Annotated in this window: 17 protein-coding genes; 5 read left to right on the plus strand and 12 right to left on the minus strand. The window is 58.5% G+C overall.

Annotation, left to right across the window (positions count from 1 at the left end):
- Positions 1–63 precede the first annotated feature (63 nt).
- Positions 64–1,284, plus strand: coding sequence for a dicarboxylate/amino acid:cation symporter (locus BOSE62_RS05670; RefSeq protein ID WP_159643153.1), 1,221 nt, complete (start codon positions 64–66; stop codon positions 1,282–1,284).
- Positions 1,281–2,273: an aldo/keto reductase gene (locus BOSE62_RS05675; RefSeq protein ID WP_159643155.1), complete on the plus strand. Its 993-nt coding sequence runs from the start codon at positions 1,281–1,283 to the stop codon at positions 2,271–2,273. Before BOSE62_RS05670 ends, BOSE62_RS05675 begins: the two co-directional genes overlap by 4 nt.
- 3 nt (positions 2,274–2,276) lie before the next feature.
- Here the strand turns inward: BOSE62_RS05675 and BOSE62_RS05680 are convergent, their stop codons facing one another.
- From BOSE62_RS05680 to BOSE62_RS05690, 3 genes are read right to left on the minus strand one after another with little or no spacing between them, the layout of a single operon-like run.
- A complete protein-coding gene (locus BOSE62_RS05680; protein WP_159643157.1) occupies positions 2,277–3,572 on the minus strand; it encodes an amidohydrolase family protein in 1,296 nt (431 codons plus the stop codon).
- Complete coding sequence (locus BOSE62_RS05685; protein WP_159643159.1) at positions 3,569–4,969, minus strand: amidohydrolase; 1,401 nt, start codon at positions 4,967–4,969, stop codon at positions 3,569–3,571. Before BOSE62_RS05685 ends, BOSE62_RS05680 begins: the two co-directional genes overlap by 4 nt.
- A 17-nt stretch (positions 4,970–4,986) precedes the next feature.
- On the minus strand, positions 4,987–6,582 hold the full coding sequence (locus tag BOSE62_RS05690; protein ID WP_159643161.1) for a peptide MFS transporter: 1,596 nt from the start codon (positions 6,580–6,582) through the stop codon (positions 4,987–4,989).
- A 159-nt stretch (positions 6,583–6,741) separates the two neighbouring features.
- Between BOSE62_RS05690 and BOSE62_RS05695 the strand changes: the two genes are divergently transcribed.
- Together BOSE62_RS05695 and BOSE62_RS05700 are read left to right on the plus strand one after the other, a co-directional pair.
- A complete protein-coding gene (locus BOSE62_RS05695) occupies positions 6,742–7,344 on the plus strand; it encodes a nitroreductase family protein (protein ID WP_159643163.1) in 603 nt (200 codons plus the stop codon).
- Positions 7,345–7,423: 79 nt separating this feature from the next.
- Positions 7,424–7,768, plus strand: coding sequence for a GntR family transcriptional regulator (locus BOSE62_RS05700; protein WP_159643165.1), 345 nt, complete (start codon positions 7,424–7,426; stop codon positions 7,766–7,768).
- A 7-nt stretch (positions 7,769–7,775) separates the two neighbouring features.
- Here the strand turns inward: BOSE62_RS05700 and BOSE62_RS05705 are convergent, their stop codons facing one another.
- From BOSE62_RS05705 to BOSE62_RS05725, 5 genes are all read right to left on the minus strand, one after another.
- Positions 7,776–9,779 carry a tetratricopeptide repeat protein gene (locus BOSE62_RS05705; RefSeq protein WP_159643167.1) on the minus strand — a complete coding sequence of 668 codons (2,004 nt, stop codon included), beginning with the start codon at positions 9,777–9,779 and terminating at the stop codon, positions 7,776–7,778.
- Between the two features lie 3 nt (positions 9,780–9,782).
- Positions 9,783–11,165, minus strand: coding sequence for a PEP-CTERM-box response regulator transcription factor (gene prsR / locus BOSE62_RS05710; protein WP_159647913.1), 1,383 nt, complete (start codon positions 11,163–11,165; stop codon positions 9,783–9,785).
- The gene (gene prsK / locus BOSE62_RS05715; protein WP_159643169.1) at positions 11,165–13,261 is read right to left on the minus strand and encodes an XrtA/PEP-CTERM system histidine kinase PrsK; all 2,097 of its coding nucleotides are present in this window, start codon (positions 13,259–13,261) and stop codon (positions 11,165–11,167) included. The genes prsR and prsK overlap by 1 nt, the downstream gene beginning before the upstream one ends.
- Position 13,262: 1 nt before the next feature.
- Positions 13,263–14,651, minus strand: a complete 1,389-nt coding sequence (locus tag BOSE62_RS05720) for a TIGR03013 family XrtA/PEP-CTERM system glycosyltransferase (protein ID WP_159647914.1) — start codon at positions 14,649–14,651, stop codon at positions 13,263–13,265.
- Between the two features lie 176 nt (positions 14,652–14,827).
- Positions 14,828–16,219, minus strand: a complete 1,392-nt coding sequence (locus tag BOSE62_RS05725; protein ID WP_159643171.1) for a helix-turn-helix domain-containing protein — start codon at positions 16,217–16,219, stop codon at positions 14,828–14,830.
- A gap of 203 nt (positions 16,220–16,422) precedes the next feature.
- Here BOSE62_RS05725 and BOSE62_RS05730 point away from each other — a divergent pair, with 203 nt between their 5' ends.
- Positions 16,423–16,842 (plus strand): hypothetical protein, encoded by a 420-nt coding sequence (locus tag BOSE62_RS05730; protein ID WP_159643173.1) that lies wholly within the window; start codon positions 16,423–16,425, stop codon positions 16,840–16,842.
- Between the two features lie 86 nt (positions 16,843–16,928).
- On the opposite strand, the gene BOSE62_RS05735 is transcribed toward BOSE62_RS05730, so the two are convergent.
- The 4 genes from BOSE62_RS05735 to BOSE62_RS05750 all read right to left on the minus strand — a co-directional run bounded on the left by BOSE62_RS05735 (position 16,929) and on the right by BOSE62_RS05750 (position 20,059).
- Positions 16,929–17,264, minus strand: coding sequence for a hypothetical protein (locus tag BOSE62_RS05735; protein ID WP_159643175.1), 336 nt, complete (start codon positions 17,262–17,264; stop codon positions 16,929–16,931).
- A 33-nt stretch (positions 17,265–17,297) separates the two neighbouring features.
- A complete protein-coding gene (locus BOSE62_RS05740; protein WP_159643177.1) occupies positions 17,298–18,620 on the minus strand; it encodes an amidohydrolase in 1,323 nt (440 codons plus the stop codon).
- Between the two features lie 69 nt (positions 18,621–18,689).
- A complete protein-coding gene (locus BOSE62_RS05745) occupies positions 18,690–19,277 on the minus strand; it encodes a DUF4893 domain-containing protein (RefSeq protein WP_159643179.1) in 588 nt (195 codons plus the stop codon).
- Entirely contained in the window at positions 19,274–20,059 is a 786-nt protein-coding gene (locus BOSE62_RS05750) for a 3-hydroxybutyrate dehydrogenase (RefSeq protein ID WP_159643181.1), read from the minus strand. Before BOSE62_RS05750 ends, BOSE62_RS05745 begins: the two co-directional genes overlap by 4 nt.
- Between the last annotated feature and the right edge of the window lie 98 nt (positions 20,060–20,157).

Raw genomic sequence — 20,157 nt, forward strand, 5'->3', positions numbered from 1 at the left:
CCCTTGCCAGCACCGCCGCGCCATGGTTGATGGTCCGCTTCCATACCATGAAGGGGCAAACCATTGAAAAAAGCGCTGATCATATTGCTCGCTCTGGTCCTTGGCATCTTGACCGGCCTGTACGCCGGTTCCCGAAACGTCCTGCTGGTCGAAGCGGCCGATGTAGTCGGCAATATGTGGCTCAATGCTTTACGAATGACGGTCATCCCGCTTGTATTCACCTTGCTCATCGTCGGAATTGGCAAGGCGGCATCCATGGCTCGCGCCGGACGGATGACCGCGCGGGCGATCGGGTTCATGATCTTCATCCTCTGGTGTTCGTCGGCCATGGCGGCGTTGGTTACCCCTGCCTTGCTCGATCTGTTTCCGCTTAACGGTGATGCTGCGGCGGCTCTTCGCACCGCGCTGGGAAGCGCGGCTGCGCCGGGTGACGTCCCGCCGTTCAGTGAATTTCTCCGCGCCCTGATCCCGACCAATGCCATTGCGGCCGCGGCCGAGGATGCGGTTCTTCCGCTGATGGTCTTCGCCTTGGCATTCGCCTTTGCCATTACCAAATTGCCGGAGGCGCAGCGGCTCATGCTCGACCAGTTTTTCAATGCGGTTGCAAATGCCCTGCTGATCCTGATCCAGTGGGTGCTCGCGCTTGCCCCCCTCGGCGTTTTCGCGCTGGCTCTGGGTGTCGGCGCCACCGCCGGCCTGGCAGCTTTCGGGGCCTTGCTTCACTATGTCCTGATCGTCAGCAGCGTCGGCGCTGTGGTCTGGATATTCAGCTATGTCCTCACCTATATCGGCGGGAGACGTGGCCCCATTGCCTTTTTCAAGGCCTCGGCCCCCGCCCAGGCGGTCGCGATTTCAACGCAAAGCTCGCTTGCATCGCTACCGGCCATGGTTAGCGGTGCGAAAGCGATGGGTGTGGGCGAACGGTCCGCCGATGTCGTCCTGCCGATTGCTGTGGCCCTCTTCCGGGCGACCGGTCCCTGTATGAATCTGGCGGTGGCGATCTATATCGCCCATCTGATGGGTATAGAATTAACCTTCCCGATGCTGGCGATCGGTGTTGTGGTCGCCGCCATCACCACCATGGGAGCGGTCAGCCTGCCGGGGTCGATCAGCTTCATCACATCCATTGCCCCCATCTGTATCGCCATGGGCCTGCCCATCGAACCACTGGTTCTGCTTTTGGCGATCGAGACCTTTCCTGATATCATGCGGACGGTCGCCAATGTCAGCACCAATATGAGCGTCACCGCCACAATCGCCAGAAGCGAAGGAGATTTGACATGAAATATCGCAAACTCGGACCGGAACTGGAAGTGTCGGCGCTCGGTCTCGGCTGCATGCCGATGGCGGGTATTGGCAAAAGCATGTACGGAGCGGCCAGCAGCGCCGAAAGTCTGGCGACCATCGACCGGGCAATCGAACTGGGCGTCACCTTTTTTGATACCGCAGAAGTCTACGGTCCCTATCTGAACGAGGAACTGCTGGGCCAGGCGATCAGCGGTCGCCGCGACCGCCTGATCATCGCCAGCAAATTCGGTTTCGCGATCGAGGATGGTCAGGTACGCGGGGTTGATTCCACGCCGGCCAATGTGCGCCGGGCCTGCGAGGGGTCTCTGAAGCGGCTCGGTGTCGACACCATCGATCTGTTTTACCAGCACCGCGTCGATCCCAATGTGCCGATTGAGGAAACGGTCGGCGCGATGGCCGACCTCGTAACCGAGGGCAAGGTCCGCTATCTCGGCCTGTCGGAAGCCGGAGCCGCCACGCTGAAAAAGGCCCATGCGACCCATCCGATAGCCGCTCTGCAATCCGAATATTCCCTGTGGGAGCGCGGCGTCGAGGAAGATATCCTGCCGGTCTGTCAGGATCTTGGCATCGGCTTTGTGCCCTATAGTCCGTTGGGCCGCGGTTTTCTCACCGGCCAGATCAGCAGCCGTGACGATCTTCCGGAGGATGATTATCGCCGCAATGATCCGCGCTATTCGGAAGAAAATTTCGCGCTGAATATGAAGCTGGTAGACGTGGTCAAGGCGGTTGCCGCCCGGCATCACTGTTCACCCGCGCAAATTGCCCTGGCGTGGCTGTTGGCGCAGGGCGACTTCATTGTTCCCATTCCCGGTTCGAAGCGGCGGGCCACGCTGGAAGACAGCATGGCAGCGGTCGATATCGAACTCACCACAATCGATCTCGACGAACTGGAAGCTGCGGCACCGGTCGGGGGCACCGCAGGTCCGCGCTATGGCGAGACTATGATGTCGATGGTGCGGCTCTAGCGTCTAGCGGTCATAGGCCTTTGGCAAGGCCCCCGGTGCCGGATCGGCATAGCGGTCGCGCAGCCGCATCTGGCGATTGCTGAGCGACTGGTCGACACCGTCGATGATCACCTTTTCCACCTGGGTCGACAACTCCAGCGGATCGCCGGTCCAGATAACCACATCGGCCTGACGGCCGGGCTTGAGCGAGCCCAGTTGCCCGCCCATGTCCATAATCTCTGCAGGACCCGAGCTGATCGCGGCAAAAGCCTCGTCCCAGCTCAGCCCGGTTGCGCGCGGCACCCTATTGAGCGCAACAAGATTGCCGGCATATTGTACCGAATAGCGGAGCTGGTGTGCATCCCGGTCATTGATCATGCCGATGGCAACCTTGACACCGGCGTCCTTCATCCGACCGATATTGGACTGGGTAGCAGCCAGATCCTCGAAACCATAAGGCAGGTCAGCAAGGGCAGAAGCCAGCACCGGCACGCCGGCTGCGGCGATATGATCGGCCACCCGCCAACCTTCATTGGCCCCAACCAGCACCATTTTCAGGGCCGGAAAATCCTTGCGCAAGTCGAGGACTTTCAAAATGTCATTGGCGCTCTCGACATGGACGAGCAGCTTGGTGTTGCCGTTGATCACCGGCAACAAGGCCTTGGCATCGGAAGCCTTGAGCAGATCGCTGTCAAAGGCTGAAGGATTGCGCGCATAAGTGCGTGCCTCATCGAGCAGCGCGCGGAAGTGGATATGCGAAGCGGAACGGCTGCCCCCCGCGCGTCGGTGACCGGTTTCACCCAGTTCGACAAACTGGAAGGCACGCGCCCGGGTGATCGGATCCTCATCCTGCCCGAGATCGGCTATCGCTCCGAAACCTCCGAAAATGGAGTCGGAGGTGCTCGGCGATACAACCGCTCGGGTAACCCCGGCGGCACGGTTTACGGCCACGGCAGACGCGAATGGATTGATGGCATATTGCACATCCAGCGCTGCCGAAAAGGGCGACCCGCTTGCGTTCATATCATTGGTCTGGCTGACCGCCCCGACTTCGACTAGGCCGATCCGGCTGAATCCGGCAAAAATGCCCGGCGTCACCCATTTTCCGCTGGCATCGACCCGCCGCGCATCGGCGGGAATGGCGACATTGGCACCGGCAGCGACTACCCGGTCATTGCGGATCAATACGGTGCCGCCTTCAATCGGCGCGCTGCCGTCGCCGATCACGACCTTGCCGCCGGTAATGGCAGTGGTCTGCGCAGCAAGCGGAGCAGCAATCAGGGCTGCAGCGGAGGCGAGCAACAGAGAAAAACGCTTCATTTCACGTCTCCTTCACCGGGCTGGCCGAGTTCGAAATCGCTGACCGGACGGCGGCCGGGATCGCCACTGTCAAACATCAGGGCGCCGTCAATCCAGACTTTTTCGGGCCGCGCGTATACGCTCAGCGGATTGCCGTTCCACAGGACCAGATCAGCCATCTTACCAGGCTTCAGGCTGCCGGTCATCTCATCAATGCCCATGGCTTTCGCCGGATTGAGCGTGATCCAGCGGATCGCCTGTGCGTCGCTGATCTCTATGCCCATTGCCCGGCCATCGGCCAGCGCCTTGGCCGCTTCCTGGTTGAGCCGCTGGATCTGGTTTTCGTCATCGCTGTGGATGATGACGCAGGCTCCGGCTTTCTGCAACAGCGCCGCATTTTCCGGGATCGCGTCATAGGCTTCCATCTTGAAACCCCACCAGTCGGCCCAGACGGCGGAACAAATGCCCTCTTCCGCCAGCATGTCGGCGATTTTATAGCTTTCGACCGCGTGATGGAACGCCGTAACCTTATAGCCGAACTCCTTCGACATATCGATAATCTGGGCAAGTTCGTCGGCGCGGTAGCAATGATTGTGGACGAGAATATCCCCGTCGAGCACGCCGGCCAGAGTCTCCTTGCCGAGATCGCGTTTCTGGCTCTTGCCGGCGTTGCGCTTTTCGCGATAATCCTGTGCGTCGATCCAGGTCTGCCGGTTGAGCGCGAGATTGCCCATACGGGTCGACGGCATGCGGTTGCGGCTGCCGTAAACCCGCTTCGGATTTTCACCGCAAGCCATTTTCATACCATAAGGTGCGCCGGGAAATTTCATCCCCTGCACGGTCCGCGAGGGCACATTTTTCAGCGTCACCGAGCGACCACCGAACAGATTGGCCGAACCTGGCAGAATTTGCAGCGCCGTGATCCCGCCATTGGCCATGGCGCGGGAGAAGCCGGGGTCCTGCGGCCAGACGCTATGTTCGGCCCAGACTTCCGGGGTCACCGGAGAGGTCGCTTCGTTACCATCATCATGCGCCGATACGCTCGGCGTCGGATAGTCGCCGAGATGACTGTGCACGTCGATGATGCCGGGCGTGACATATTTACCGGTACCGTCGACAATCGTCGCATCGGCCGGGATGGCCGTGTCGGGGCCGCCGATCAAGGAGATTTTTCCGCCCGCCATGAACACTGTTCCCCGCTCGATCCGGCCGCCCTCACCATCATAGATAGTCACGCCGGTGATGGCGGTGGGCGCTGACGGATAGGCGCGGTAGGTCGACGGAAATGCCACCTTGGCCGGTTTGCTCGATTTCACGGGCGGTGTGGTGCTAGCCGATTTTGTATCCGCCGCATTGGCCGTACAGCCAGCCAACAGCGATCCGCCAGCAACCAGCGCCAGCAAAGCCCGAAATTTCATAGCAAAGCCCCTCAGTCTTATGATTTGGTCGAAGGATGGACGCCAGCAGCCTGTGGTTCGCCCACTTCCCGCTGGCCTTCCAGATCATCGCCGACATTGTCATCCTTCAGCGTATCGAGATGCATCAGGTTTCTGATCAGCGGCGATACCACGAGAACCCCGACGCCAACGGCAATCGCTACCCAGCCGACGGTGGAGTAGACATCCAGCACAACCTGCTTGCCGGCTTCCTCGCCCACGCCTTCAGCGCCTGTTGCGGAAGCGATGAGACCCGCGGCGAAATTGCCGGTTGCCGATGCGAAGAACCATGTACCCATGATCAGGCTGGCCATATGCGCAGGTGCCAGCCGGTTCATCGCCGACAGACCGACCGGCGACAGGCAGAGTTCACCGGTTGTGTGCAGCAGGTAGATCAGGAAGATGAAAATCACAGGCGTTGCATTTTCAAGTCCGGCAGACTGCGCGCCCCAGACCAGAACCAGAAAACCAAGACCAACCTGGACAACACCCAGACCGAATTTGAACGGCGCCGAGGGTTCGATTCCCTTGCGGCCCATCACGGTCCATAGCGTCGCGAATACCGGCGCCAGCAAGATGATGTAGATCGCGTTGATCGACTGGAAGGTCGAGGCAGGAACACCGGCACGGTCAACATGCCGGTCGGTGAACAGGTTCAGCGAAGAACCGGCCTGCTCGAACAGCGCCCAAAATATGATCGAAGTCAGGATCAGGAACATCGCCGCAAAGATACGGTCGCGTTCATCGGATGCCAGCTTCGTGACCGCAGTGACCAGCACATAGAGCACCAGCGCGCCGCCAAACAGGCCGAGCACGTAACCGACCATGTCTTGGAACTGAATGGCCAGCCAGCAGACACCGACCAGTACCAGCCCGATGATATACATCCACCATTCCAGCTTCAGTCCGCCCACAGGCTTGTTCAGAAGTTCCGGATCCTTGGCTTCGCCGCGGCCGAGCAGAAGGGGTTTGCCCCAGATGAAGACGACCAGGCCAAGCAGCATGCCGATTCCGGCCAGACCGAAACCATAAGCCCAGCCATAAGTCTCACCGATGTAGCCGCATAGCAACGACCCCAAAGCAGCGCCAAGATTGATGCCCATATAGAAAATTGTATAGGCGCCGTCGCGTCGCACATCGGTGCGGGGATAAAGCTGGCCGACGATCACCGAGATATTGGCTTTCAGAAAACCGGAACCGACGATGATCAGTGCGAGCGCCAGCCAGAATATGCTGATGATCGGGTTGTCGACATGACCGACTCCCGCATCGCCCTCGAATGCCATGAAAAAATGGCCCAACGTCAGCAATACCGCCCCGAACAGCACCGCTTTTCGCTGCCCGAGATATTTGTCTGCCAGATAACCGCCGACAACGGGAGTGATATAGACCAGCGCCGTATAGGCACCGTAAATGATCCCGGATTCGCTATCGGAAAAGAGCCAGTGTTTGGTCAGGTAAAATATAAGCAGCGCGCGCATGCCGTAATAGGAAAAACGTTCCCACATTTCTGCGAAAAACAGAACAAACAGGCCCTTGGGATGTCCGAGGAATGTCCCTCTTGCATCACCCGATTCCAGATACGCTCCCGCCATATAAATACTCCCCGGCAATAGATTTGGGCCGCATAATCCGGCCCGGTTGCCCCGCACACTAATGATAAAAATGCGCAAGTGAAGCATATTGTTTCAAGCGAGACCGGTTTTCCGCAAATTCGCCTTGCAATCGCGTGCATCTCTTCCGAAGTGACGAATATGACCGAAAAGCAATTCAACGATCTCAGCAGCCTCGCCAGCTACCTCCCTTCCCGCCGCTCCGGACGGCCGCGCGACATGATCGCACCCGGACCCAGCAAGGCGCAGATTGAAGAGATTGTCACTATTGCCCTGCGCACGCCGGACCATGGCAAGCTGGCGCCGTGGCGCGTGGTTGCAGTCGGCGACGATCAGCGCAGCCTGTTCGCCAATGGGATCCACAACGCCTATCTGAAAGAACGGCCGGAAGCGGGACGGATGGAACTGGAATCTCTGGAATCCATGGCCTGCCTCGCGCCGACGCTGCTGGTCGTGATGTATTCTCCGGTAGAATCAACCAAGATTCCGCTGTGGGAACAGGAACTCAGCTGCGGCGCTTTTGTCATGAATATTCTCCACGCCACCCACGCCATGGGTTTTGTCGGTGGCTGGATCACCGGCTGGCCGGCCTTCAACGAAGATGTCCGCGATCTGTTTGGCGCCAAGCCCGAAAAAATCGCGGGCTTCCTCTATCTGGGCACGGCCGGTGCCGAACTGACCGAACGCCCGCGCCCGGAGTTGAAGAACATATTGTCCGAATGGACCCCGCCAGCCCCACAATAAATCTCGGACTTTATCGCGCTTTGCGGAAGAAGCGGAACTTCCACTTGCCTGCTTCGCTGTATTATGGCAGTGATGCAGCATGAACAATGCGAACAAACCCGTCTATCTGAAGTTGCGGGACATCATATCGGAATCCATTCTCGACGGTAAATATGAAGAGGGTGACATGCTTCCCTCTGTCCGCGTCTTTGCGGCGGACCAAGGCGCCAATCCGCTGACCGTCGCCAAAGCCTATCAGGGTTTTCAGGAGGAGGGTCTGGTTACCGTAAAGCGCGGTGTCGGGATGTTCGTAGCCGCCGGCGCCAGAAAGCGCCTGTGTCAGTCGCAGCGAGAAGATTTCATCAAGAATGTCTGGCCACCGGTCGAGCGCCAGATGAAACGGCTGGACCTGACCGTCGACGATTTGCTGAAAAGCGACGCCTGAACAGCGGTCAGTCTGCGCCTGCCACCGCGCTGCTCCGCTGTTTCGCGCGGGCGCTTTGCAGACTTTTCCGATAAACCATATTATCCGGCTGGATCTCGACCGCTTTTTTCAGCAGACTGACGGCCTTTTTCTGGCCGTCCCTGTCCTGCAGCAAGGCCAGCCCGTAAAGATGCGTCACCACCGGGCTTGACGGTTGCACATGATAGGCAATCTGTCCCGCGGCAATCGCCTTTTCGGTCTCTCCGAGACCGGTATAAGCCTGGGTCAAGCCCGCCATCAGCAGAGCATCATTGTCACCGATGCGCTGGCGTAGATTTTCCAGAATATGGGCTGCAACGGCCCAGCTGCCGGTTTCCAGATGGGCATAGGCCATCCAGCGCAGCCCGGCGATATTACCGGGATTGTAGCTGAGATATTGCGCGAGATCCTCTCCCGCTTTTTGCATGTCTCCCTTGGCTCGCAACACTTCGACCAGCCGCAGCATTACCGGTTCGGAAAAACGGATTCTTCGTGCCTGGCCCAGTGCATCCAGCGCCTCGTCATAATTGCCCATGGCCGTGGCGACGTCGGCGACCAGTATATGGGCAGCGCTCGCTCCGCGATTGCCTTGCTGCAGTCGCTTGGCCTCTGCGAAGGCAGTATCATAATCGGCGGCATTGTAGAGCGCGCGGATATAGGGCACCACCACCCGGGCATCATTCGGATTGCGTTGCGCCTCGGCGCGCAACACATTGAGCGGAGCGGTAGCCATAAAGGCGCTTTCCCGGCCGAAATCATGAACGGCGGCGCGGTTCATGACAGCGGCAGCCTGCCGCCGTTCCCCAATATCCTCAAGCGCGCGGCCCACCAGCCACAAGGCGTAGGGATCCGCGCCACTGCGGTTGACTTGTGGAATGAGTATATCAACCGCGTCGCCTGCGCTTCCGGCGAGATAGAGCGATCGCGCCAGCAAATTATGCGCCTGCCGGTTGTTGGGCTGGATCGCGATCAGTCGCTGGAACTGTTCTGCTGCCGCGTTATGATTGCCTTCGGCATGCTCGATAATGCCCTGCACCAGCATCACGGCTGGAACATTGTCGATCATGCCGCCGGTCTTCTGCATCAATCGTCTGGCGAGAGCATATTTGCCGGCCCGGGCGGCGAGAACAGCCTGCATGAAGAAAGCGCGCGGATTTTTTCCATCCAGCGCGATGATTTTTCGTGCGACAGCCAGCATGTCGGTCATTCGGCCCATATCCCCCAATGTGGCCGCATATTCGCTCAGCAAGGGGATATCATTGGGGTCTAGCTCCAGCGCCCGTTCAAACCATGGCAGGGCCGCGCCCAATCCGAACTGGAAGCGCATCAACTCTCCGCGATATTGCAGCGCCCCGACGTTGACGGGATCCAGCTTCACAGCTTCGTCCACCGCATTGGTCGCGCCGGCCTGATCCCCTGACCGAAAGCGAAAGCGTGCGATATCGACCCAAAGATCGGGATTTTTTCCATCCAGTTCGATTGCACGATTATAGGCGGCGCCCGCCAGTTGCTCATCACCCATTTGCAGCGCGACCTTGCCCATGATTCGGGCTGCATAGCCCTGGTATTGCTGCGGAATATCATTGGTCAGCAACTCATCGCGCGCCTTTTGCGCGTTGCCCTGCAAGGAATAGGCGTGGCCATAGAGGTGCCGGACCGTTGCCGGATCAATCCCCAGTTGCACGGCCCGGTCAATCTCCGCTTCGGCACCGACTCCGTCCCCGAGCTTCAGCAACACTTCCGCTTGCGCAACCCGCGCGTCAATCCACTCCGGATCGGCCTTGATGGCGTTGAGCAAGGCTATCCGGGCTGACCGGACATCCCGCTCGGCACGAAATTGCGCTGCTCTGGCAAAGGCCTCGCGCGCGTCTGCGTTGCCTCCGCTAGCTCCCAATATTGCCGTCGGAACGGCGGTCAGCGCCACGGAAAGTGCCGCTGCCAACAAGACCGGTTTGCTGGTCAGGCGCAGTTTCCGGGAAAAAGGGATAGCCATCGTCTAGCTGGCTTGCTGCAACTTATATTGTTTGAGCAGATCGTAGAGAGTCGGACGGCTGATCCCGAGCAATTTGGCCGCATTGGAAATATTGCCGCTGGTCTGCGAAATCGCACGCAGGATCGCCGAACGGTCGGCGGCCTCGCGCGCCGCTTTCAGGTTGAGCAAATCGGCCGCAGCATCTTCATCGATATCCAGGTCCAGATCCTGGGCGCTTATCAGCTTGCCATCGGCCATGATTACGGCGCGCTTGATCCGGTTTTCCAGTTCGCGAACATTGCCAGGCCAGTTCCAGGCTTCCAGCGCAGCCAGCGCGTCGGGCGCCAGCCCCTTGACCGCCGGATTGATTTCGGTGGCAAATTTTTTCTGGAAATGCCGGGCAAGCAGACTGGCATCACCCGATCGTTCGGATAAAGGCGGAATCTTGATCACAATCTCGGCCAGACGATAATATAGATCCTCGCGGAAATCATTCTCGCTGATCATCGCTTCGAGATTCTGGTGGGTCGCGCAGACGATCCGCGTGTCCACCGCGATCGCCTTGCGGCCACCGATCCGTTCGATCACCCGCTCCTGGAGAAAGCGCAACAATTTAACCTGGAGCGGTAGTGGGATATCGCCGACTTCATCGAGGAACAGCGTGCCGCCATCAGCCTGTTCGATTTTCCCTTCGGTCGTCTTTATGGCACCGGTAAAGGCCCCTTTCTCATGGCCGAACAATTCGGATTCCAGCAAATTCTCGGGAATCGCGGCGCAATTGATGGCGACAAAGGCCTTGTCGCGCCGGTCGCTTGAATCGTGCAGCCCCTTGGCCAGCAATTCCTTGCCGGTGCCGCTGGCGCCCAGCAGCATCACCGACGCATTGGTGTTTGCCACCCGCTCAACCATCTGCGCCACTTTCAGCATTTCGGGCGCCCCCGTGATGATATTGCCCAGAATATATCCCTCGCCACTGCTTTTAGCGGCGAGGCTGGCATTTTCCTGCTCCAGATTGCGCACATGAAAGGCCCGGCGGACAATTAAGCCAAGCTCGTCAATGTCGACCGGTTTCTGGTAAAAATCCCACGCCCCGCCGGAAATGGCGCGCAAGGCGCTGGCCTTCTCGCCATGACCGGAAGCGACGATGATCTTGGTGTCAGGCTTGAGACTCAATATCGCTTCCATGGTGGCAAAACCTTCGGTGGTTCCATCCGGATCGGGCGGCAGGCCGAGATCGAGGGTGACCACATCCGGTTCTTCCGAACGCAGTTTTTCAATCGCTGTTTCCCGATCCCCGGCGATGATCACCTCGAAATCGTCATAAGCCCATTTCAGCTGTTTCTGCAGACCCCGATCGTCTTCAACGATCAGCAGCTTCTCTTTTTTCTGTTGCTCTCTGTCCGGCATCATGCGGCCCTTTCGTCTGCGGCAATTTCTTCTGGCAAATGTTTCGCGAGCGGCAGGATCAATGTGAAACGGCTTCCCACATGTTCGGTGCTCTCCACTTCCAGCCGCCCCTTCATGCCGCGCGCCAACTCGCGTGCTTCATAGGCGCCGATTCCAAAGCCGCCCTGCTTGCTCGATGAAAACGGCTTGAACAGCTGGTTGCGGACGAATTCGGCGGACATGCCAATTCCCCGGTCACAGACTTCAATCGCCACACTGAGGTCGCGACGGCGGGCGTTGATGGTTATAGTCTGGTCGTCCTCGCTCGCGTCGATCGCGTTCTGGATCAGGTGCCCCAATATCTGTTCCACCCGCGCAGGATCCGCAAAAATTGTCAGATCCTCGACATCGCCGCTTTCCAGACTGTGCAGCAGGCGCTTCTTCTCGATGATCGTGCGGACCAGGTCGGCGACCTTCACCGGCTTCGGCTCTTCCGGATTGCTCCTGTTATGCTGTGACAGGCGTTCGAGCAGCCCGTTCATCCGGTCGGCCGAATCCTGCAGCGTTTCGATCATGTCCAACTGGAACTCGGGATTGTCGGCATGCCGTTTGGCATTGCGGGCGAGCAGACTGAGTTGGCTGACGAGATTCTTGATGTCATGCATGATGAACGCCATCCGGCGGTTGAACTCGTCGAACCGCTGCGCCTCTGAAAGCGATTGCTGGCTGCGCGCTTCAGCGAGATAGCTTGCCACCTGACGGCCGACGACACGCAGCATATCCAGATCTTCCCAATCCAGCTTGCGGTCGATTCTGGGGCGCGCCAGCAGCATCAGACCAGCAAGCCGGTCGAAATGGACCAGGGGAACTCCGACCCACGTCCGCTCGTCCGCGCTCATCCATTCAGGGATCGCGTCGTCGTTGCATTTGTCGTCCTTGCCCGCGCGCAACGAGTCGAATTCGACAATATGATTGGTCCGTTCGAGAAAGGGGATGGTCTGCACCGTGCAGGCCCGCGCCGGGACTTCGAGTGATGACCAGTTCCAGCGTGATTGCAGCACCAGTTGGCCGGACTCGTCTGGCATCAGCAGGATTCCGGCTGGCGATTCCGAAATATCCGCGATCGCCTTGATCACACGCTGGTGAAAGGGTGCGCTATCGGGCCCAGGGCGCCCGATCGTATCGGTGAAGCGGATCCACTCCGATCGGTAATCATAGCGATGCTGGAAGAAATTTTTCGCCAGCTTGACCTTCAGCCAGGCCCGGAATCGGCCCGACGGCAGCAGCAGCAATGCGCCAATGGTCGCGCCGAACAGAAAGCTGATCTGGGCGAGCCGGGCATAGTCGCCGCCGATGATCTGCAGCGCCGTAGCGATCACGATCATCATCAGCAAATAGCTGCCGATCGCGACCAGCGAGAGTGAACGGAAGGCGACGCTGCGGGAAAGTTTCAGATTCCATTCGGTGTTGCGCAAGGATGCCAGGGCCAGGACCGGCGCGATCACCGCCATCATCGGACCGCGCATCGCGTGCAGCTCCATCGGCGTGTTCTGGGTCAGGTAGGTGATGGTGAACAGATTGAGATCATAGGTCCAGATCGCCGCCAGCGACGCCATCGGCAAACGGATACCCCAGCGGGTTTCCGGGGCGGATATCGAATAGAGATTATGGACCAGCACCAGCGCCCCGACAGCGTAGATCATCCGCAGCACGAGCGAAGTGTAGAGCGTGACGTCTTCCAGCGGTTGTATATCCGCGAACGCCGGCAGCAGCGAATCCACCAGCATCTGGCCGACCAGCACAAAGATCAGAGCAGCGTAAATGACATTGACCGTTTTCGGCTCGTCGCGACCTTCCCCTGCCCTGAGCAGGATGAACATGAAGCCGAGCCAGCCGAAGTTTCGCAGCGTTTCGGCAAAGCGCGATATCTGCGACAGATGCCCCTCGACGGTTATCGAAAGCGCCCAGAAACTGGTGAGCGTGATCGCAATGATCAGCCATATCTGCTTGTTATTGCGTTCAACTTTCCGCTGGAATTGCCAGATCGCCAGGGCACCGAAAAGCGCGGCGGCGATGCCATGGCCGAATAAGCTGATATGGTCGAGAAGCGACTCCATATCAGCGCGCGCCTTCCGGCCACAACACCACCCTTATGGTCTGCAGGATGATCAGCAGATCCAGAAAGGGTGTGTAGTTCTTGGCATAATAGAGATCATATTCCAGCTTGTGCCGCGAATCCTCGATCGACGCTCCATAGGGGTAATTGATTTGGGCCCAGCCGGTTATCCCAGGCTTCACAATATGGCGTTCGGGATAATAAGGCATTTGCGTTTGCAGGTCGTCGACAAATTGCGGTCGCTCTGGACGCGGACCGACAAAGCTCATTTCGCCTTTCAACACACTCCAGGCCTGGGGCAGTTCGTCGATCCGGACCTTTCGGATGAAATTTCCGATACGGGTGATCCGCGGATCATTTTCGCTCGCCCAGATTGCCTTGCCATTGGGTTCCGCATCGGCGCGCATCGAGCGTAGCTTCAGAATATTGAATTTCTGCCCATACAGACCGACCCGCTCCTGCCTGAAAAAGGAGCCGCCACGGCTTTCCAGCCGGATTAGCAGCGCGAACAGCAAGATGATTGGGCCTGTCAGAAGCAGCAACAGGAAGCTCAGAAAAATGTCAAAACCCCGTTTGAACGTGGTCGACAATCTCCGACCCGAAGAAAAGCCGTCGGAGAAAATGAACCAGCTCGGGTTAACGCTGTCCAGATCAACCCGTCCGGTTTCCCGTTCGAGAAAACTGGACAGGTCGTTGACATGCACACCGGTCGTCTTGATTGTCAGCAGATCCGCGACCGGCAGTGCGTTGCGCCGTTCCTCGAGCGCCAGAACGACTTCGCTGACCTCGAGATCGATCACGTGCTGAGGCAGATTGGCAATATCCTGACGCCGTATCGCGCTGTCGATCACGGTTGCGCCTTCATTCATCGCGACATAGCCGGCAACGATGAAGCCGCATTCCGGACGTTTTTCCAGGGCGGCAATACGCGCGGCCCGGGGGCCCGCACCCAAAATCAGCAAACGCCGCTTGAAAATATCGCTATCCAGCATGGTCCCGAGCATCACACGAATAACCATTAGAAAAACGATTGCACAGATCATCGCGTAAAGGGAATTGGAGCGCCAGAGCGTGGCGCCGGGCAGCACAAATGCCAGCAGCGAGAGAAATATCACACCCAGGGAAATGGCAACCAGAATGCGGGCCGCAGCAAAACGCAGCGATTGCAGAGCTTCGGGCCCGTATACGCCAACCGCGATCAGCGCCAGCTGCAGCGCGAAGGCAAAGCTGAATATCGGGGCTGGCCGGTCAAAGATATTCCCGACTTCCATGTTGATCTGTACGGCGCGAAAAATCCAGCCGACTTCGGCTGCCGCCAGCAACAGCAGAAAATCGATCAACCCCAGAATAAGAACCGGGTAAGGAATATAATGTTTGAACAATCGGATCATATCGCGCGTCGTCTTTCCTTGGTCAGCGTCGGACATAAGGAAAATTCGTTATCTGTCGGTAAATTTTACAGCATAAATTACGCGCAAACGCACAAGTTCATCGATTTTGTTCAATATACCGACAGTCTGGCAACCAGATGCAACCCGATTCAAACTGTCTTTGCGGGTTCCGGGACCTAGTCGTTAACGAAATCAAAAGGCGTCAGGCCCCGTTCCTGTTCGTCAAACGTCAGCGAGCGACTGCGCGGCGGCGCTGACCGCTGCGAACATTGCGGCCGGGTACAGGCAGTGCAGCCCAGCCCGATTGCATCCGCCTGCTCGATACCCAGATCCTTGCCGCGCGCATAATAGAGCGAGGATGCAACATCGGCAGACACGCCAAGTCCGATGGCAAATGCAGGCGCATGGCCGCCAACACCGGAACCTATGCCCTGCACCGCCCGCGACAAAGTGAACCAGGTTGAACCATCCTCCAGTGCCACCAATTGTGACCGGATTTCCGACGGCTGTTCAAAGACGCGGTGGATATCCCATAATGGACAGCGATGGGCGCTTTCGACCAGCGGCGCGTTGCTCGCCCCGGCATAGCGCTTGGAAATCATGCCGGCGCGGTCAATCCGCACCATGAAAAACGGCAGGCCACGCGAACCAACCCGCTGCAATGTCGTCAGGCGGTGGGCCACCTGCTCGAAACCGGCACCGAAACGGCGCTGCAGCAACTGGATCCTATAGCCGCTTTGCTCACAGGCCTTGAGAAACCGGCCGTAGGGCATCATCAACGCCGCGGCGAAATAGCCGGACAAGTGGCGGCGAAACAGTTTCTCCGCTGCCCGGTCGGTGAACTTCCCGCCCGCTGCCAGCGCATCAATCTCTCCCTTCGCCTCGATCTGGCCGAGCAAAAGCGCGGCCTGAAATGTACGGGATGCCGGATCGAGCATTTCCGAAAGCTGCAATTGCCGGGCGTGAAGGTCCAGTCGGCGCAACTTGTCGGGCAACACCGTTTCCGGCAATATCCGGATCATCAGTTGATGCTTCACCCGCAGCCGTTCGGTTATCGCACCATAGAGATCCCCTGCCCCGAGGCGCAACTCGTCAGCGAGCTGCTCGGCCATGGAGTCCAGATCGGCAAAATGGTTTCGCCAGCGCTCGATTTCGCGACGAACCGCCTGGATCGGATCGGGCGCATTTTTTTCGCCCGTGTCATCACCGGATTTCCGATTGTCGAAAAGCCGGGCAAATGCTTCCGCGGTATTGGGCGACGCAATCAGCCATTCTTCCAGCTCCGAGCGATCAATGGACATATCCTCGAACAGCGGACTGGCCAGTCGCTGGCGAATTGCATCGATGCCGCCCCCCGGTTCCGCGGCAATAAACTGCCTTGGATCAAAATCGAATCTTTCAGCCAGAAGCAGCATCAGTCGGGCGCTCAGGGGTCGCTGGTTGCGCTCTATCAGGTTGAGATAGCTGGGCGAGATATCCAGCGCCTCCGCGAGGGCGACCTGAGTCATGGCGGCGCTGCGTCTGAGTCTCTTGATGGCGGCGCCGGCGAAAAGTTTCTGAACAGTCATCCGCCTCCTATGTAAATATATTTACAGATATTCAAGAAATAACCACATTGATTGTAACAATCAGCGCAAGATCATCTTCTGCCTGCCCCTGGACGGCACTGTTCCGGCATATCCTGCGACGCCCCGTCCGAGCCGAAGGTAAATATTTCTTAACCGCGTTGGGCTAGTTCGTTTGCGGAAATCGAAAGACATTGGTGTTTGCTATGCTGAAAGAATCCATCCTGCTGGTCGCGTCCACCGGACTGCTGATCTACTTTATAACGCCGTCGGACGAGCCGCCAAAGGTCGTTCCCGTGGAAAAGGAAGCCCCGAAAATTGTCAAACCCGTTGCTCCGGTATCGGACGACAGCTGGGGAGATGATGAGGAGGATGATAGCGATTACGAAAATTTTGTCTTCGGCGAACCGATGACGGCTTCGGGTAGCGACGATAGTGATGATCCCTGGGACGACGATCATAATCCGAGCCTGCAATATCAGCCAGACAGGGTGGCATCCGGCAACCGGTCATCCGGCGGCGGAGATAGTCCACTGGCCGGTAGTCCACGGCCCGGCGAACCCGGCAGCCTGCAAAACCCAATCGAACGAAACGGCAGGCCCGGACCAGGACCGAACGATTTCTAGTCACATCGGCACGTCTGTCGGCGCCTGCCGTCAGAAATGACAATCATCCGTACTTGCGTGGACACTTGCCTTGCAACGGCCCCCGGTTACCCTTCGCAACGCCGCATCTGGTAAACGTCAGGTGCAATGGTGAAATCAAACCGGCTCCGGTCGATTATGGCGACCGGCCCGTCCATGCGAAACCGGCCGCCGGCCTCGCCGGTTTCCTCGTCGACCGCCAGATCATTGAGACTCAACACCAGTTTTCCATCCTGCCAGGCCCAGGTGCCGACCAGATCTTGCGAAACGAAATTTCCCCCGGCAATCATCGTCCAACTGGTCGATGCCGCACAATCTTCATCGAGAAAGGCCCAGCGCCCCTCAAAGTAAGAGGGCTTCGGCTGGCCCGCCGGTTGCGCGATTGCCGGTGCGGCCGCAAACATCAGCGCCCCGGGAAAGAGCCACCGGCAAGCCATTTATTTCTTCATGATATGCAAAGTGGCCGCCGTCAGCGCCTCGGCACCGGTCTGGATCACCGTTTCCGCCTCGGGGGCCCAGAATGGACTGTGCAGCGATGGCAATTTCGTGCCTTTGGCCACTGACGCCTGGTAATCGGCCATCGGAACGCCGCCGACCCAGAAAATCATGCTGTTGATATTTTCATCAGCCCGGCGGTAGCGGCTAAAATCCTCGCCCCCCATCACCGGCTTGGACTGGACGACACGGTCCTTGCCGAAACGGGTCTCGAAAAGCCTTGCCATTTCTATCGAGAATTCGGGACTATTATAGGTCGCCGGCGTGAATTCCGCTTCGCGCAATGTCACAACCGGCATCCGGTCTTCCGGCATGCCCGCGGCAATCGCTTCGCCCCGCGCAATCCGTTTGATGCCGTCGAGCAATTTTGCCCGCGTGTCGTCGCCATAGCTGCGCACAGTGAGCAACAGCAGCGCTTCGTCGGAGATGATATTATGTTTGGAACCGGCCTGAAAACTACCGACGGTGACGACCGCCGGATCCTGCGGATCAATCTCGCGGCTAACCAATGTCTGCAGGGAACCGACGATGCGGCTGGCCAGCACTACGGGATCTTTCGTCGTGTGCGGATAGGCGCCATGACCGCCAACACCCTTCACGTGGATGTCGACGCTGTCGACATTGGCCAGCGCGAAACCGGGAGCATAGCCAATATAGCCGGCGGGAGCACCCGCGGCATCATGAAAAGCGAGCGCATAGTCGGGCTTGGGAAAGCGCCTATAGAGACCGTCCTCGAGCATCGCCAATGCGCCCTCGCCTGTCTCCTCCGCCGGTTGCAGGATCATCACCAGCGTGCCCGACCATTCGGCTTTCCGCGCAGCCAGTTGCCGTGCGGTGGCAACCCAGCCGGTCATATGCGTGTCATGACCGCAGGCGTGCATCACGTAGGTATCGTTGCCCTGACGGGTTTTGGCCTGAACCTTCGATGCGAAGGGAAGCCCGGTCTTTTCCTCCAGCGGCAGACCGTCCATATCGGCCCGCAACATCACGGTCGGGCCTTCGCCGTTTTCCATGACCGCCACAACACCGGTGCCACCAACCTTTTCGGTGACCTCAAAACCAAGCCGCCGTGCTTCGGCCGCCAGCTTGGCGGCAGTGCGGACTTCCTCGCCACTCAGTTCAGGATTGGCATGCAGATCACGATAAATATCCATCAGCGAAGGCATGTCGGCGGAAATCGCATCCTTCAGACTGTCGGCCTGCGCCGGGACGGCTGCCAATATCGAAGCCGCTGCCATCAATCCGAGCTTTGTAAAATTCCGCATATCCGTCCCCATTTTATATTTTTCTAGCCCTGCCTAATCGTATGCGAAAGGCTTGTCAGGTCCAAAATTTCATTCCGCTGGCGTCAACTCCATCACGTCGACCTTGCTTTCATAGGCGGGAAACGGAAAAATCATCCGCCAGCGTTTTGATCCGATACGCTGGACAACCGCTGCCTGATCGCGTTTGGCAGTCTGGCCATAAGGCACCAGAGCATTTTCATAATGGTAGATCAGGGAGCCGAGATATACTGACTGGTTACCGGCCGCTTTGTCGATCCAGCCGATCGTCCGCTGCGAGCCGGTCAATTTGGTGAAATGTTTGCGGCCATTCTGATCCACGATCCGGCATTTGAAGGCAGGATAAGCGATATAGGGCAGCCCGCCATCGGCATCGCCGTCCAACTTGGTGATCGAACAATTATAAAGGCCTTGCGGAATGTCACTGCCGGCCAGAGCAGCATCGGTTTTGAAAAGCGGAGAACGAGCGGCAAGCAAAGCGCCTTGTCCCGCACCGGTAACGCCCGATCGACCGATCTCCAGCGCCTCTTTCCATTTTTCCAGCCTTTCTATATCGGCAGCAGTCGCCCGCTCACGCCATAGCGGTGCGACCGGCGCCTCCGCGGCGGCTGCAACGAGCAAGATCAGTCCCGCAATCACTGCGCGGTCCAGCCCCCGTCGATCGAAATATTCGCGCCGGTAATCGCCCGCGCCTCGTCCTTGCACAGGAAGATGGCCAGCGCTGCAATCTGGTCGATCTGGACAAACTCCTTCGTTGGCTGCGGCGCCAGCAACACATCGTTGATCACCTGCTCGCGGGTCAGCCCGCGCACTTCCATGGTGTTCGGGATCTGGCCCTCCACCAGCGGTGTCCAAGTATAGCCGGGCGAAATCGTGTTCACTGTGATACCGTTTTGCGCGACTTCCAGAGCGACCGTCTTGCCGAAACCGTCGATCGCGTGTTTCGCCGCATTATAGGCGGACTTATAGGGGCTCGCGACCTTGCTGTGCATTGATCCGGTGTTGATGATCCGGCCCCAGCCTTTTTCCTTCATTCCCGGCAGCACCGCCTTGGTCGCGTGGAAGGCGCTGTTCATGATGATGTCCATCACGGCGTTCCATTTTTCCTCGGGAAATTCGTCGACCGGCGAAACGAACTGGATACCGGCATTGTTGATCAATATATCGACGGTCCCGAGCTGTTCGGCACAATCGGCGCACATCTGCCGGATTTCCTCCGGCTTGGTCATGTCGGCGCTGCTATAGGCCGCCTTGGTGCCGCTCAATGTTTCCAGCTCCTGACGCAGCGTTTCAATCTCACCCGCGTCGCCGAAGCCGTTGATCATCACCGCCGCGCCTTCCGCGGCCAGCGCCTTTGCATAGCCGCCGCCAATGCCCGATGTGGAGCCGGTGACCAGCGCCGTCTTGCCCTTCAAAAACATAGATATCTCCTTTGCCGCGACCTTAATTCCGTCGCGCCGGACTGCAATGATTTTGTAAAACTATCTGGCGGAACTTGCGCTTTTTCCGGATTCGGGCG

Origin of the sequence: Sphingorhabdus sp. 109 (assembly GCF_902506555.1) — a bacterium.
Lineage (GTDB): Bacteria > Pseudomonadota > Alphaproteobacteria > Sphingomonadales > Sphingomonadaceae > Parasphingorhabdus.

Excerpts from the sequence above, each read along its gene's own strand:
- BOSE62_RS05675 (WP_159643155.1), top strand. The coding sequence starts at position 1,281 with ATGAAATATCGCAAACTCGGACCGGAACTGGAAGTGTCGGCGCTCGGT.
- BOSE62_RS05680 (WP_159643157.1), bottom strand. The coding sequence starts at position 3,572 with ATGAAGCGTTTTTCTCTGTTGCTCGCCTCCGCTGCAGCCCTGATTGCT.
- BOSE62_RS05685 (WP_159643159.1), bottom strand. The coding sequence starts at position 4,969 with ATGAAATTTCGGGCTTTGCTGGCGCTGGTTGCTGGCGGATCGCTGTTG.
- BOSE62_RS05690 (WP_159643161.1), bottom strand. The coding sequence starts at position 6,582 with ATGGCGGGAGCGTATCTGGAATCGGGTGATGCAAGAGGGACATTCCTC.
- BOSE62_RS05695 (WP_159643163.1), top strand. The coding sequence starts at position 6,742 with ATGACCGAAAAGCAATTCAACGATCTCAGCAGCCTCGCCAGCTACCTC.
- BOSE62_RS05700 (WP_159643165.1), top strand. The coding sequence starts at position 7,424 with ATGAACAATGCGAACAAACCCGTCTATCTGAAGTTGCGGGACATCATA.
- BOSE62_RS05705 (WP_159643167.1), bottom strand. The coding sequence starts at position 9,779 with ATGGCTATCCCTTTTTCCCGGAAACTGCGCCTGACCAGCAAACCGGTC.
- prsR (WP_159647913.1), bottom strand. The coding sequence starts at position 11,165 with ATGCCGGACAGAGAGCAACAGAAAAAAGAGAAGCTGCTGATCGTTGAA.
- prsK (WP_159643169.1), bottom strand. The coding sequence starts at position 13,261 with ATGGAGTCGCTTCTCGACCATATCAGCTTATTCGGCCATGGCATCGCC.
- BOSE62_RS05720 (WP_159647914.1), bottom strand. The coding sequence starts at position 14,651 with ATGATCCGATTGTTCAAACATTATATTCCTTACCCGGTTCTTATTCTG.
- BOSE62_RS05725 (WP_159643171.1), bottom strand. The coding sequence starts at position 16,219 with ATGACTGTTCAGAAACTTTTCGCCGGCGCCGCCATCAAGAGACTCAGA.
- BOSE62_RS05730 (WP_159643173.1), top strand. The coding sequence starts at position 16,423 with ATGCTGAAAGAATCCATCCTGCTGGTCGCGTCCACCGGACTGCTGATC.
- BOSE62_RS05735 (WP_159643175.1), bottom strand. The coding sequence starts at position 17,264 with ATGTTTGCGGCCGCACCGGCAATCGCGCAACCGGCGGGCCAGCCGAAG.
- BOSE62_RS05740 (WP_159643177.1), bottom strand. The coding sequence starts at position 18,620 with ATGCGGAATTTTACAAAGCTCGGATTGATGGCAGCGGCTTCGATATTG.
- BOSE62_RS05750 (WP_159643181.1), bottom strand. The coding sequence starts at position 20,059 with ATGTTTTTGAAGGGCAAGACGGCGCTGGTCACCGGCTCCACATCGGGC.